Source organism: Streptomyces sp. NPDC057010, from assembly GCF_042673805.1.
Classification (GTDB): Bacteria; Actinomycetota; Actinomycetes; order Streptomycetales; family Streptomycetaceae; genus Streptomyces.
Window position 1 is genome coordinate 27,067 of sequence record NZ_JBHUSC010000046.1, and the last position, 13,487, is coordinate 40,553.

Consider the following 13,487-nt stretch of genomic DNA (forward strand, 5'->3'; position numbering starts at 1 on the left):
AACTGGGGGACAACCGGGACAGTCTTACACCACGGCGAGGATGTCGAGGCTGAACACCAGCGTCGACTTGGCCGGGATGGTCCCCTGCTCCTTGTCACCGAAGCCCTGGTCCGGCGGGATGACCAGCAGAATGCGGCTGCCGACCTTCTTGCCGATCAGGCCCTCCTTCAGGCCCTTGACCGAGAGCTGCTCCATCGGCCACGTGACCGTGGTGTCGGTGGTGTAGGTGCTCTCGAAGGTCTTGTCGTCCTTCCAGGTCTTGCCGTTGAACTTGACCACGACGTTGTCGGTGTCCTTCACCGGCGCGCCGTCGCCCTCCAGGACGTAGTTCGAGACCAGCTTGGTGGGCTCGGCGGTGTCCTTCGGGACGGTCACGGAGACTTCCTTGCCGTCCGTGTTCGTGCCGACCTTGGGCAGGTCCTTGTTGTCCTGCGCGACCTCCTTGCCCGTGGCCGAGGCCGGGACGGAGGTGGCCTTGACGATGTCCACGACGAAGACCAGCGTGGCGTTCGGCTTGATCTTGTCGCCCGAGCCCTGCTCGCCGTAGCCGAGGGCCGGCGGGATCACGAGCTCGACCCGACTGCCCTCCTTCTGACCCTCCAGGCCCTGGTCCCAGCCCTTGATGACCGCGCCCGCACCGATGGTGACGTCGAACGGCTTGCCCTTGCCGAAGCTCTGGTCGAACGGCGCCTTGCCGTCCCACACCTGGCCGAGGTAGTTGACCTGGGCGATGTCGCCCTTCTTCAGCGCCGGGCCGGAGCCCTCGCTGATGGTCTCCACCTTCAGTTCCTTGGGCGGCGTGCCCTTCCCCTTCGACAGGGTGGGCGTCTCCCCGAACTTGGCGCCCTTGGTGATCGCGGGCACCCCGTTCTTCATCTGGGCGGAGTCGGAGCCGCTGTCGTCGCCACACGCTGCTGTCGTCAGCAGCAGAAGGGGTACGACAAGCAGGCCTGCAAGTCGGCGCACGTGTTCCTCAGATCTCAGACGGCAAGGCGGTCGTCGCCACTCTAAGCCGTGCGCAGGGCCCCGTACGAGATACGTACGGGGCCCTGGCCGAAGAACGGTGCGATGTCACACCCGGCACTGATGTGCGGGCTACATACCGGCGATCAGCTTCTCCACCCGGTCGTCCACCGACCGGAACGGGTCCTTGCACAGCACCGTCCGCTGCGCCTGGTCATTGAGCTTCAGGTGCACCCAGTCCACCGTGAAGTCCCGCCGCTGCTCCTGGGCCCGCCGGATGAAGTCGCCGCGCAGCCGCGCCCTCGTCGTCTGCGGGGGCACCGACTTGCCCTCGAAGATCTTGAGGTCGTTGCAGATCCGCGCCGCCTGCCCCTTGCGCTCCAGCAGGTAGTACAGCCCGCGCCGGCGGTGGATGTCGTGGTAGGCGAGGTCTATCTGAGCCACCCGCGGATTCGACATGGTCATGTTGTGCTTGCCCCGGTACCGCTCGATCAGCTGGTACTTGATGACCCAGTCGATCTCCGTCGCGATCCGGTCCAGGTCCTCCTCCTCGATCGCGTCGAGGGTCCGGCCCCACAGCTCCAGCACCTGGTCCACGACACCGGTACGGATGCCCCGGCGCTCGGCGAAGTCCACCGCCTTGTCGTAGTACTCCCGCTGGATCTCCAGCGCCGAGGCCTCCCGCCCGCTCGCCAGGCGCACCTTGCGCTGACCCGTGATGTCGTGGCTGACCTCGCGGATCGCCCGGATCGGGTTCTCCAGCGTCAGGTCCCGCATCACCGTGCCCGCCTCGATCATGCGCAGCACCAGGTCGGTGGCCCCGACCTTGAGCAGCATGGTCGTCTCGGACATGTTCGAGTCGCCGACGATCACGTGCAGGCGCCGGTAGCGCTCCGCGTCCGCGTGCGGCTCGTCCCGCGTGTTGATGATCGGGCGCGAGCGCGTCGTGGCGGAGCTGACGCCCTCCCAGATGTGCTCGGCCCGCTGGCTCACGCAGTAGACCGCGCCCCGGGGGGTCTGGAGCACCTTGCCCGCCCCGCAGATCAGCTGCCGCGTGACGAGGAACGGAATGAGAATGTCCGCCAGGCGGGAGAATTCCCCGTGCCGGGCCACCAGGTAGTTCTCGTGGCAGCCGTACGAGTTGCCCGCCGAGTCGGTGTTGTTCTTGAAGAGGTAGACGTCGCCCGCGATTCCCTCCTCGTGCAGGCGGCGTTCGGCGTCGACGAGCAGTCCTTCGAGAATGCGCTCGCCTGCTTTGTCGTGCGTGACCAGTTCGGTCACGTTGTCGCATTCGGGAGTTGCATATTCCGGATGCGAACCCACGTCGAGGTACAGGCGGGCGCCGTTCCGCAGGAAGACATTGCTGCTGCGGCCCCATGACACAACACGGCGGAAGAGGTAGCGCGCCACTTCGTCAGGAGACAGTCGGCGCTGTCCCCTGAACGTGCACGTGACGCCGTACTCGTTCTCCAGCCCGAAAATGCGGCGGTCCATGACTGAACATTACGCCTTCTGCCCCCTTCTGAAACCGGGTTCGAGACGACGTTTCGATCAGTTTGGCGAACCGCACCGGACCGGCCCCCGTACGGACCCGCCGATCAGCCCGCCGAGGGCACCTCGGACCCCACCTCGGACGACCCCTCCGGCACGGCCCCTGACACCCCGTCCGCCGAACCCGCCACCGCCCGGCTCCGGCCCGGAGTTGCCAGCACCCGCTGAGTCGCCGTCAGCACCAGCAGGGCCGCCGCCCCGGCAGCGCCCGCCACCCCGAAGCCCACCGCCGTACCGCCCAGCTCCACCGCCGGACCCGCCACCGCCGTACCGATCGCGGCACCCACCCCGAAGAAGGTCACCAGCCACGAGAACGCCTCCGTCACCGTCCCCGCCGGCGCGTGCCGGTCCACGACGATGAACGCGCACGCGATGGCCGGCGCCAGGAACACGCCCGCGAGCGCCGTCAGCGCCACCATCGCCACCGGGTCCGGCGTCAGCATCAGCGGCAGGTAGCACACCGCCAGCAGCGCCACCAGCACCCGCAGCCGCCGCTCCGCGGCACCGGTCCACTGCCGCGCCCCGTACGCCACCCCGCCGATCAGCGCCCCGAGCCCCAGAGCCGCCATCAGCCAGCCGTACACCGCCTGGCCACCGTGGTCATCGGCGTACGCCACACCCGCCACGGTGATCGACCCCAGAGCCGTCCCCACGAAGAAGAACGCCCCGAGCAGCGCCAGCAGCCCCCGCGAGCGCAGCGCGCCCAGCCAGTGCGCCTCCCGCGGCTCCGAACGCCACCGCCGCGACGGCTCGCAGACCACGACCGACAGCGCCCCCAGCACCCCGATCGCATTGAGCGCCAGCAGCGCACCGGCCGGGGACCACAGCGCCACGAACAGCGTCACCAGCAGCGGGCCGACGGTGAACATGACCTCCTGGGCCACCGCGTCCATCGCGTACGCGGCGTGCACCCGCTCCTCCTTGCCGCCCAGCACGCTCGGCCACAGCGCCCGCAGCCCGCCCTCCAGCGGCGGCGTGAACAGCCCCGCGACGACCACCGCGGCGTACGCGGCCGCCGCCGACCCGGTACCCGCCAGGGCCAGCCACACCATCCCGAGCGCCGAGACCACCGCGGCCGGCAGCTGGACCCGGAACTGCCCGTACAGGTCCACGGCGCGGCCCAGCAGCGGCTGCCCCACCGCGTTGGCCACCCCGTACGCGGCGGCCAGGGCCCCCGCGAGGCTGTAGCTGCCGCCCTCGGCCCGCGTGAACAGCACGATCGCGATCGGCGCCGTGCCGTTGGGCAGCCGGCCTATGAGCGTGCCCACCAGCAGCCTCGCGGCATGCCGGGTCCTGAGCAGCTCCGCGTAACCCGCGGCCATGTCCGCCCCCTCCTGCCCGGATCGCACCGGGGTAATACGTATAACGTGACGGGTCATACGTACCATGGCCGCAGGTCGGGGGTCCACCCCACCGACCGCACCCACCCCGACGACCTCGCACTTCAGGAGCCCCGTGTGACGAGACCCACCAGCCGGGACGTGGCCACGGCCGCCGGGGTCTCCCAGGCCACCGTCTCCCTCGTCCTCGGCGACAAGTGGCGCGGCCGCGTCTCCGAACGCACCGCCGGCCTCGTCCGCGAAGCGGCCGCCCGGCTCGGCTACCGGCCCAACCTCGCCGCCCGGAACCTCCGCCTCGGCTCCACCCGCACCGCCCTCCTCGTCGTCCCCGCCCTCACCAACGAGTTCTTCGCCCGCGTCTACACCGGCGCCGCCCGCATCGCCGCCGAACACGGCTTCGGCGTCGTCCTCTACCCCTCCCCCGACGGCACCGGACCCGCCCGCGACCCCTTCGCCTCCGCCCGCGCCGCCCTCGACGGAGTCATCGCCTCCTCCATGGCCGCCGACGCCCTGCACGCCATCGGCGGCGCCGACCTCCCCCTCGTCATGCTCGACAGCGACCCCACCGCCGGCACCGCCGCCGCCCACGTCAACCTCGCCATGGCCGACGGCATGCGCCAGGTCACCGAACACCTCCTGGGCCTCGGCCACCGGCGCTTCCTCCACCTCGCCTCCGCCGTCGACTCCTGGACCTTCGAGGTCCGAGCCCGGGCCCTGGCCGCCCTCCTGGGACCCGAAACCGAGCTCCGCACCGTACGGGCCCCCCTCAGCGTGGACGGCGCCCGAACTGCCATGGAAACCGCCCTCGCGGCCCCCGGAGCCCACCCCACCGCCATCGTCTGCGACGACGACATCCTCGCCGCCGGCGCCTGCAAGGCCGCCCGCCGCCTCGGCCTGCGCGTCCCCGACGACCTCTCCGTCACCGGCTTCGACGACCTCGCCCTCGCCACCGCCGTCGAACCCGAGCTCACCACCGTCCGGCTCCCCGCCGAACGCGTCGGCGAGCAGGGCATGACCGCCCTCCTCGCCGTGCTCGACGGCGCCACCTGGACCGCCCCGGACATCCCCGTCCGCCTCGTCGTCCGCGACTCCACGGGCCCCGCCCCGGCCGCCTGAGCACACGAAAGCCCCGGCCCGCCGCGCTTCAGCGGCGAACCGGGGCTCCGGCACCTGCGAGGTCCTACTCGGCGTCGTCCTCCGGCGCCTCGTCGTTCGACACGGCATCCGCCTGGGCCGCAGCCGGAACCTCCGCCTCCAGCAGCCGCGCCAGCTGCCGGCCGCGGATCCGCTTGAACTTCCGCTGCTGCGACCGCGTCCGGTCCAGCACCGCCACCTCCAGCCGCTCGGCCGGGATCGCCTTGTCCGCACCGTTCGCCTGGCTCGACAGCGCCTGCACCGCCAGCTTCAGCGCGTCCGGCAGGGTCATCCCGTCCTGATGACGCTGATCCAGGAAGGTGCTGATCTGCTCGGCATTACCGCCGACCGCGACCGAGCCGTGCTCGTCCACGATCGACCCGTCGTGCGGAAGCCGGTAGATCTGGTCCCCGGCAGCCGTCGCCCCGACCTCGGCGACGACCAGCTCCACCTCGTACGGCTTCTCGCCCGCACTCGAAAAGATGGTGCCGAGGGTCTGCGCGTACACGTTCGCCAGCCCACGGGCCGTCACATCGTCACGGTCGTAGGTGTATCCGCGCAGATCGGCATACCGCACGCCACCGATCCGCAGGTTCTCGTACTCGTTGTACTTGCCGGCGGCCGCGAAGCCGATCCGGTCGTAGATCTCGCTGAACTTGTGCAGCGCGCGGGACGGGTTCTCGCCGACGAACACGATGCCGTCGGCGTACTGCAGCACGACAAGGCTGCGACCGCGGGCGATGCCCTTCCGGGCGTATTCCGCCCGGTCGGCCATGGCCTGCTGGGGTGACACATAGAACGGAGTCGACACCGGTTGTCCGTCCCTTTCTTCTGGGCGACGAGAGGACTGGTCAGAGCAGGGCGGCGCGCGGCCCGTCGGGCTCCTGGAGCCGGCGGTCCGTCACCGTGCGGGCGAGCGCCTGCGACTCGTCCTCGGTCAGCCTGCGGAAGCCCTCGTCGGTGATGACGGTGACGATGGGGTAGATGTGGCGGTACAGGTCCGGACCGCCGGTCGCCGAGTCGTCGTCGGCGGCGTCGTACAGCGCCTGCACGACCAGCGTGGTGGCCTGCTCCTCCGTCAGGTCGGGCCGGAACAGCTTCTTCATCGAACCGCGGGCAAAGATCGAGCCGGACCCGGTGGCGGCGTAACCGTGCTCCTCGGAGCGGCCGCCGGTCACGTCGTACGAGAAGATCCGGCCCTTCTCCTTGGCCTCGTCGTACCCGGCGAAGAGCGGTACGACGGCCAGCCCCTGCATCGCCATGCCCAGATTGCTGCGGATCATGGTGGAGAGCCGGTTGGCCTTGCCCTCCAGGCTGAGGGTGGTCCCCTCCACCTTCTCGAAGTGTTCCAGCTCCAGCTGGAACAGCTTCACCATCTCCACGGCCAGGCCGGCCGTACCGGCGATGCCGACCGCGGAGTACTCGTCGGCCGGGAACACCTTCTCGATGTCCCGCTGCGCGATCATGTTCCCCATGGTCGCCCGCCGGTCACCGGCGAGCACGACCCCTCCGGGGAAGGTGGCGGCGACGATGGTCGTCCCGTGCGGCGCCTCGACGATCCCCTCGGGCAGCTTCCGGTTCCCCGGCAGCATCTCGGGCGCGTGCGCGCCCAGGAAGTCCACGAAGGACGACGACCCCGGCGTCAGGAAGGCTGCCGGTAGACGCCCTGTGCTACGAGTGTTGGGTTCCACAGGTTTCCTTCCACGTAAGCGGCTGCACGCCGTATGACGTCCGGCCGATCCTTGAACTGCCCCAAGGCTGCATTGCAGCTGAAGCACAGTACGCCTCGGACCCTACCCGTCTGATGATCGTGATCAACATGCTCCGCCGGAGCCTGTAGGCAGATCACGCAGACTCCACCTTGGGAAGCGATCATCTCGTCGCGCTGAGCCTCGGTGATGCCGTACGAACGCTTCAAGTGTCCCGCCCGGCCTTGGATCGCCCGACATGCCTTGCACCGAGTGGACAGGCCGTCAGATGCTGTCGCGTTCTTGTGCCACTCACTGTGGGGCTTGACCTCGCCACACTGTCGACACAGCTTGTGGCCGGACGGCACATCCACTTTCTCCTTGACGACCTTGCCTCTGGCAGCCTGGCGGCGCCGGTAGTGCTCGGCGCCGTAAGCCGCCACGCACTCCCGGCACCTCGGCTGAAGGCCGTCGCCACGATTCCGATCCGAAGCAAAGCCGCTCAGAGGCACGTCGCGGCTGCAGCCGCGACACCACTTGGTTCCATTGGACATGGAGCCAACACTGGCGGATTTACCTTAGATTCGAAGGCTATTCGCCGCCTTTTTGTACGAAACTCCGAACGAAATCCTCGGCATTTTCCTCGAGTACATCGTCAATCTCGTCAAGTACCGAGTCGACGTCGTCAGAGAGCTTCTCCTGGCGCTCCTTGAGGTCGGTCGATTCCTCGACCGCCGCCTCCTCGACCTCCTCGGTCGAGCGCTGCGCCTTCTGCTGTCCGCCGCCGGTGTCCTTGGTCGCCATGTCTACCTCACCCCGCTCGGTTCGCACGCTCATGTCGAGAGACCCCGGGATTCGGGATCTCTCAAGATCAGACCCTACGTCGGACCCTACAAGGAGGGTCCGACATTCGTCCCCGCACTTTCGTAACGTCCGGCTGATTTCATGATTCCCGGACCGGAGGACTTTCAGGCCCCCTCACTGGCCCGAAAGCACCCGCACCAGGTCCTCCGCCGTGCGGCAGCGGTCCAGGAGCTCCTTGACGTGGTTCCGGGTCCCCCGGAGGGGTTCCAGCGTCGGGACCCGCTGGAGGGAGTCGCGGCCCGGGAGGTCGAAGATCACCGAGTCCCAGGAGGCCGCGGCGACGTCGTCCGCGTACTGCTCCAGGCACCGGCCCCGGAAGTACGCCCGGGTGTCCTCCGGCGGCTTGCTCGCCGCCCGTTCCACCGCCGGCTCCTCCACCAGCCGCTTCATCTTGCCGCGGGCCACCAGGCGGTTGTAGAGGCCCTTCTCGGGCCGTACGTCCGAGTACTGGAGGTCCACCAGGTGCAGCCGCGCCGCGTCCCAGCCCAGCCCGTCGCGGCGCCGGTAGCCCTCCAGGATCTCCCGCTTGGCGATCCAGTCCAGCTCCCCCGACAGGCTCATGGGGTCGCTCTCCAGCCGGCCCAGCACGTCCTCCCAGCGGGCCAGCACGTCCTTGGTCTGCTCGTCCGCGTCGGAACCGAAACGCTCCTCCACGTACTTCCTGGCCAGCTCGAAGTACTCCATCTGGAGTTGTACGGCGGTCAGCGTGCGCCCGCTCCGCAGCGTGATCAGGTGTTGCAGGTCGGGGTCGTGGGAGACCTGGTGGAGGGTGCGCACCGGCTGGTCGACGGCCAGGTCGACGGTGATGAACCCGTCCTCGATCATGCCGAGGACCAGCGACGTGGTGCCGAGCTTGAGGTAGGTGGAGATCTCGGACAGGTTCGCGTCGCCGATGATCACGTGCAGGCGGCGGTACTTCTCGGCGTCCGAGTGCGGCTCGTCCCGGGTGTTGATGATGGGCCGCTTCAGGGTGGTCTCCAGGCCGACCTCGACCTCGAAGTAGTCCGCGCGCTGGCTGATCTGGAAGCCGTGCTCGCGGCCGTCCTGGCCGATGCCCACGCGCCCCGCGCCGGTGACGACCTGGCGGGAGACGAAGAAGGGGGTCAGGTGGCGCACGATCTCCGAGAAGGGGGTCTCCCGCTTCATCAGGTAGTTCTCGTGCGTGCCGTAGGAGGCGCCCTTGTTGTCGGTGTTGTTCTTGTAGAGGTGGATCGGCTGGGCGCCGGGGAGCTGGGCCGCCCTGACGGCCGCCTCGGCCATGATCCGCTCGCCGGCCTTGTCCCAGAGCACGGCGTCGAGCGGATTGGTGATCTCCGGCGAGCTGTACTCGGGGTGTGCGTGGTCGACGTAGAGCCGTGCGCCGTTCGTGAGGATGACGTTGGCGAGGCCGATGTCCTCGTCGGTGAGCTGGCTGTTGTCGGCGGCCTCGCGGGCGAGGTCGAAGCCGCGGGCGTCCCGCAGCGGATTCTCCTCCTCGAAGTCCCAGCGGGCGCGTCGCGCCCGGTGCATCGCCGCCGCGTAGGCGTTGACGATCTGGGACGAGGTGAGCATGGCATTGGCGTTCGGGTGCCCCGGAACGGAGATCCCGTACTCCGTTTCGATCCCCATTACTCGCCGTACGGTCATGCGGCCCTCCTTGCCCGGCGGCGCTCCCTTCGGGAGCGGCGCTCAAGTACCGCTGGTGCTCCGGTGCGCGTGCCTGTGCCTGTTCCTGTGCGGTGCCCGTCCCCGCACTGCGCGTCCGGCGGCGGTACGGAAGAGCCTAGAACCACTTCGCGCTCGTGGGGAGATCATTTCCGTCATTGAATTTGCCTCGTCATCGGCCGAAAAGCGGCCGGTAAAGCAGTCGGCTGCGGATGCCCTTGGAGGGCATCCGCAGCCGCTCCGCTTGGTCAGAGGTACTGACCGGTGTTTGCCACCGTGTCGATGGAGCGTCCGGTGTCCGCGCCTTGCTTTCCGGTGACGAGGGTGCGGATGAATACGATCCGCTCGCCCTTCTTTCCGGAGATCCGGGCCCAGTCGTCCGGGTTGGTGGTGTTGGGCAGGTCCTCGTTCTCCTTGAACTCGTCCACGCACGCCTGGAGGAGGTGGGAGACCCGAAGGCCCTTCTGGTTGTGCTCGAGGAAGGCCTTGATGGCCATCTTCTTCGCACGGTCCACGATGTTCTGGATCATCGCGCCCGAGTTGAAGTCCTTGAAGTAGAGGACTTCCTTGTCGCCGTTGGCGTACGTGACCTCGAGGAAGCGGTTCTCCTCGGTTTCGGCGTACATCTGCTCGACGACGGTCTGGATCATGCTGTGGACGGTGCCGGCCGTGGAGCCCTGGTGTTCGGACAGGTCGTCCGTGTGCAGGGGCAGCGAGGCCTTGAGGTACTTGGCGAAGATGTCCTTCGCCGCCTCGGCGTCCGGGCGCTCGATCTTGATCTTCACGTCGAGTCGGCCGGGGCGCAGGATGGCCGGGTCGATCATGTCCTCGCGGTTGGAGGCGCCGATGACGATGACGTTCTCCAGGCCTTCCACACCGTCGATCTCGGCGAGCAGCTGGGGGACGATGGTGTTCTCCACGTCCGAGCTGACGCCGGATCCGCGGGTGCGGAAGAGGGATTCCATCTCGTCGAAGAAGACGATGACGGGGGTGCCCTCGCTCGCCTTCTCGCGGGCACGCTGGAAGACGAGGCGGATGTGCCGCTCGGTCTCGCCGACGTACTTGTTGAGGAGCTCGGGTCCCTTGATGTTCAGGAAGTACGACTTCCCGGCTGCCTGTCCGGTCACCTCGGCGACCTTCTTGGCAAGGGAGTTGGCGACGGCCTTGGCGATGAGCGTCTTGCCGCAGCCGGGCGGGCCGTAGAGCAGGATGCCCTTCGGGGGCCGCAGTTCGTGTTCCTTGAACAGGTCGGGGTAGAGGTACGGGAGCTCGACCGCGTCGCGGATCAGCTCGATCTGGTCGCCCAGGCCGCCGATCTTGTCGTAGTCGATGTCGGGGACCTCTTCGAGGACGAGGTCTTCGACTTCGCTCTTGGGGACGACCTCGTAGACGTAGCCGGAGCGGGGTTCGAGCAGCAGGGCGTCGCCGGGGCGGATGGTGATGTCCAGGAGCGGCTCGGCGAGCCTCACCACCCTTTCCTCGTCGGTGTGCCCGACCACCAGGGCGCGCTCGCCGTCCTCGAGGATCTCCTTGAGGGTGACGATGTCCCCGGCCCGCTCGAATTCCATGGCCTCGACCACGTTGAGGGCCTCGTTGAGCATGACCTCCTGGCCGCGCCGGAGGTCTTCCGGGTCGACGCTGGGGCTGACGTTCACGCGGAGCTTTCGGCCTCCGGTGAAGATGTCGACGGTGCCGTCCTCGTTCGCCTGAAGGAAGACACCGAAGCCGGCCGGCGGCTGTGCGAGCCGGTCGACTTCTTCCTTGAGGGCCACGATCTGGTCGCGGGCCTCACGGAGGGTATTCGCCAGTCGTTCGTTCTGCGCGGAGACGCCTGCCAGATTTGTCTGGAGCTCGACGATCCGCTCTTCGAGAATCCTCGTGTGACGCGGAGAGTCGGCGAGCTTGCGTCGCAGGACGGCGATTTCCTGCTCGAGATAGGCAACCTGGCCGGCGGGGTCCTCAGACCCTCGCCCGGGCCGGATGCCGCGGTTGATGTCGTCGTCGTGGGCTGCCACGGTCCTCACCTCCTCCAAGGGGAGCTGGACGCTTCCTGACCCTACCTGGGCTGGTGGTGATTGAAACCCCTAGATCACAAAGACGGTAGAGGTGTGTCCGATCTTCACCCTTGCGTACTCCCTCGTGCCAAGGAAATACCCACCCATCAACATCGGAAAGCGGCCGGTTGTAAGGTCGAACTGTTCAACACCCGCCAGGGCTCGTGCGACTTGCTTCGAGTTGTGACCGGGATGGATCACTCAGAGCAGGGAACGGCAGGAGATATGACCGTGCAGCAGGAGGCTCCCACAGCCGGCACGAGCGACGCTGGAGAGCCGCTCGAGGTCTGGATCGATCAGGACCTCTGCACCGGGGACGGCATCTGCGCGCAGTACGCGCCGGAGGTGTTCGAGCTGGACATCGACGGTTTGGCGTACGTGAAGAGCGCCGACGACGAGCTTCTCCAGGCGGCGGGGGCAACCACTCCGGTTCCTCTGCCGCTGCTTCAGGACGTGGTCGATTCGGCGAAGGAGTGCCCGGGCGACTGCATCCACGTAAGGCGCGTTTCGGACGGGGTCGAGGTGTACGGGCCGGACGCGGAGTGACGGTTCAAACACTCGCGGCGGTCGAGTCCGTCAGCTCCTGGCGGAATTTTCCGCCGCTCCAGCGCCACTTGGCGAGCTGTTTCACGTCGGGTTCGTAGCGCGGGACCGCGGGTGAGGAGTAGCCGAGGAGGCGTGCGGTGACGATTCCGTCGCGCACGGTGAGATCGGTGGCGGTCTGTCGCCGGGCGGCTTCGAGCAGGGTGGCGACGACGCGGGGGCGGGAGCCCTCCGCGCGGTCTTGGGTGAGTACGTAGATCGCGTGGGGCGGGGTGCCGGAGCCGGCGTCGCAGCGGACGGCTGCCACGGTCTCGGGGCGGCCGTCGCCGTCGAGGTCGCCCTGGGCGGTGGCGGTGACGGCCTGCGGGGCGCCCTTGCAGTCGAGGGGGTAGGTGACCGCGGCGGCGTCGGGAGCGGCGGCCCGGGGGCCGTTCGCGCCGGAGGGGTCCGCCGGGGTCGCCGGGGTGCCGGTGGCCGGCTGGACGAATCCCGCGGCCGCTATGACGGCGGCCATGGCGGTGGCCGTGGCGAGCCAGTGCACGGTCCTGGTGCGGTTGTGCGCCAGGGTTTCCAGTGACGGCGTCAGCTCGGCGGGGCTGTGCAGCACGCGGGGTGTCTCCTGTGCGAAGGGTGACGGGGAGCCAGCATCGTGCCACACCTCACACCGAGGTGGAACGGCCGGGTCCGGGGCCGGTGGTCCGGTTTGCAGTGACAACGAAAAGGCGCTGTGGCGCAGTTCCCGTGTCGGTCGGGGAACTGCGCCACAGCGCCTTCGTGTTGGGCTGCCGGGAGGTGCTAGGCGGACCGGTCGCTGCCGGGGCCCTCGTAGTCCTCGCCGTATGCGCCCTTGGCGGGGCGGCGGCGGCGCATGGGGGGCTCGACGCCGTCGGCGAGGCGGCGGGCGGTGACGAGGAAGCCGGTGTGTCCGATCATCCGGTGGTCCGGGCGGACGGCGAGGCCTTCGACGTGCCAGTTGCGGATCATCGATTCCCACGGCTGCGGCTCGGCGAAGCAGCCGATCTCGCGGATGGACTCGACGGTCTTGGACAGCTGGGTGGTGGTGGCCACGTAGCAGCAGAGGATGCCGCCGGGGACGAGGGCCTTCTTGACCGCTTCGAGGCACTCCCAGGGGGCGAGCATGTCGAGGATGACGCGGTCGACGTCGGTCTCGTCCAGGTTGTCCTGGAGGTCGCCCACGGTCAGCTTCCACGCGGGGTGGGGGCCGCCGAAGTAGCGCTCGACGTTGGCGGTGGCGATCTCGGCGAAGTCCGCGCGGCGCTCGTAGCTGTGGAGCATGCCCTGGTCGCCGATGGCGCGCAGCAGGAAGCTGCTCAGGGAGCCGGAGCCCACGCCCGCCTCCACGACGCGGGCGCCGGGGAAGATGTCGGCGAAGGCCAGGATCTGGCCCGCGTCCTTGGGGTAGACCACGGCGGCGCCGCGGGGCATGGACAGGACATAGTCGGGGAGCAGGGGGCGCAGCGCGAGGTACGCGACGTTGCCCGTGGTGCGGACAACACTGCCTTCGGGAGCACCGATCAGCTCGTCGTGCGGGAAGGAACCCTTGTGGGTGTGGAAATTCTTCCCTGCTTCGAGCGTGAACGTGTAGTGGCGGCCCTTGGGGTCGGTGAGCTGAACCTGGTCCCCGACCTCGAAGGGCCCGCGTCGGCGGGCGGCACCGGTCGGTTCGGACATGTGACCAGTGTATT

13 protein-coding genes are annotated in these 13,487 nt (G+C 68.6%); 2 read left to right on the forward strand and 11 right to left on the reverse strand.

Features of this window, described 5'->3' with window-relative positions:
- Window positions 1-24 precede the first annotated feature (24 nt).
- From ACFTXQ_RS28700 to ACFTXQ_RS28710, 3 genes are all read right to left on the reverse strand, one after another.
- A complete protein-coding gene (locus ACFTXQ_RS28700; RefSeq protein ID WP_382645940.1) occupies window positions 25-966 on the reverse strand; it encodes an FKBP-type peptidyl-prolyl cis-trans isomerase in 942 nt (313 codons plus the stop codon).
- A 129-nt stretch (window positions 967-1,095) separates the two neighbouring features.
- Window positions 1,096-2,457, reverse strand: coding sequence for a Pup--protein ligase (pafA, locus tag ACFTXQ_RS28705; protein ID WP_382645943.1), 1,362 nt, complete (start codon window positions 2,455-2,457; stop codon window positions 1,096-1,098).
- Between the two features lie 104 nt (window positions 2,458-2,561).
- Entirely contained in the window at window positions 2,562-3,836 is a 1,275-nt protein-coding gene (locus tag ACFTXQ_RS28710; protein ID WP_382645945.1) for an MFS transporter, read from the reverse strand.
- Between the two features lie 135 nt (window positions 3,837-3,971).
- On the opposite strand from ACFTXQ_RS28710, the gene ACFTXQ_RS28715 reads away from it, so the two are divergent.
- A complete protein-coding gene (locus ACFTXQ_RS28715; protein WP_382645948.1) occupies window positions 3,972-4,970 on the forward strand; it encodes a LacI family DNA-binding transcriptional regulator in 999 nt (332 codons plus the stop codon).
- A 64-nt stretch (window positions 4,971-5,034) separates the two neighbouring features.
- On the opposite strand, the gene prcA is transcribed toward ACFTXQ_RS28715, so the two are convergent.
- The 6 genes from prcA to arc all read right to left on the reverse strand — a co-directional run bounded on the left by prcA (window position 5,035) and on the right by arc (window position 11,199).
- Complete coding sequence (gene prcA, locus ACFTXQ_RS28720) at window positions 5,035-5,799, reverse strand: proteasome subunit alpha (RefSeq protein WP_382645951.1); 765 nt, start codon at window positions 5,797-5,799, stop codon at window positions 5,035-5,037.
- Window positions 5,800-5,839: 40 nt separating this feature from the next.
- A complete protein-coding gene (gene prcB, locus ACFTXQ_RS28725) occupies window positions 5,840-6,679 on the reverse strand; it encodes a proteasome subunit beta (RefSeq protein ID WP_382645953.1) in 840 nt (279 codons plus the stop codon).
- Window positions 6,631-7,230 (reverse strand): endonuclease VII domain-containing protein, encoded by a 600-nt coding sequence (locus ACFTXQ_RS28730; RefSeq protein ID WP_382645956.1) that lies wholly within the window; start codon window positions 7,228-7,230, stop codon window positions 6,631-6,633. The genes prcB and ACFTXQ_RS28730 overlap by 49 nt, the downstream gene beginning before the upstream one ends.
- 37 nt (window positions 7,231-7,267) lie before the next feature.
- Window positions 7,268-7,480, reverse strand: a complete 213-nt coding sequence (locus ACFTXQ_RS28735; RefSeq protein ID WP_030294332.1) for a ubiquitin-like protein Pup — start codon at window positions 7,478-7,480, stop codon at window positions 7,268-7,270.
- Window positions 7,481-7,654: 174 nt separating this feature from the next.
- The gene (gene dop / locus ACFTXQ_RS28740; RefSeq protein ID WP_382645959.1) at window positions 7,655-9,166 is read right to left on the reverse strand and encodes a depupylase/deamidase Dop; all 1,512 of its coding nucleotides are present in this window, start codon (window positions 9,164-9,166) and stop codon (window positions 7,655-7,657) included.
- 266 nt (window positions 9,167-9,432) lie between these two features.
- Entirely contained in the window at window positions 9,433-11,199 is a 1,767-nt protein-coding gene (arc, locus tag ACFTXQ_RS28745; RefSeq protein WP_382645962.1) for a proteasome ATPase, read from the reverse strand.
- Between the two features lie 264 nt (window positions 11,200-11,463).
- Here arc and ACFTXQ_RS28750 point away from each other — a divergent pair, with 264 nt between their 5' ends.
- On the forward strand, window positions 11,464-11,784 hold the full coding sequence (locus ACFTXQ_RS28750) for a ferredoxin (RefSeq protein ID WP_382645965.1): 321 nt from the start codon (window positions 11,464-11,466) through the stop codon (window positions 11,782-11,784).
- 4 nt (window positions 11,785-11,788) lie between these two features.
- On the opposite strand, the gene ACFTXQ_RS28755 is transcribed toward ACFTXQ_RS28750, so the two are convergent.
- Window positions 11,789-12,388, reverse strand: coding sequence for a hypothetical protein (locus ACFTXQ_RS28755; protein WP_382645968.1), 600 nt, complete (start codon window positions 12,386-12,388; stop codon window positions 11,789-11,791).
- A 188-nt stretch (window positions 12,389-12,576) separates the two neighbouring features.
- Window positions 12,577-13,473, reverse strand: a complete 897-nt coding sequence (locus tag ACFTXQ_RS28760; RefSeq protein WP_042814566.1) for a tRNA (adenine-N1)-methyltransferase — start codon at window positions 13,471-13,473, stop codon at window positions 12,577-12,579.
- Window positions 13,474-13,487: the final 14 nt, after the last annotated feature.

What these genes read in the sequence shown, in the direction of transcription:
- pafA (WP_382645943.1), bottom strand. Translation starts at nt 2,457, where the DNA reads ATGGACCGCCGCATTTTCGGGCTGGAGAACGAGTACGGCGTCACGTGC.
- ACFTXQ_RS28710 (WP_382645945.1), bottom strand. Translation starts at nt 3,836, where the DNA reads ATGGCCGCGGGTTACGCGGAGCTGCTCAGGACCCGGCATGCCGCGAGG.
- ACFTXQ_RS28730 (WP_382645956.1), bottom strand. Translation starts at nt 7,230, where the DNA reads ATGTCCAATGGAACCAAGTGGTGTCGCGGCTGCAGCCGCGACGTGCCT.
- ACFTXQ_RS28735 (WP_030294332.1), bottom strand. Translation starts at nt 7,480, where the DNA reads ATGGCGACCAAGGACACCGGCGGCGGACAGCAGAAGGCGCAGCGCTCG.
- dop (WP_382645959.1), bottom strand. Translation starts at nt 9,166, where the DNA reads ATGACCGTACGGCGAGTAATGGGGATCGAAACGGAGTACGGGATCTCC.
- ACFTXQ_RS28750 (WP_382645965.1), top strand. Translation starts at nt 11,464, where the DNA reads ATGACCGTGCAGCAGGAGGCTCCCACAGCCGGCACGAGCGACGCTGGA.
- ACFTXQ_RS28760 (WP_042814566.1), bottom strand. Translation starts at nt 13,473, where the DNA reads ATGTCCGAACCGACCGGTGCCGCCCGCCGACGCGGGCCCTTCGAGGTC.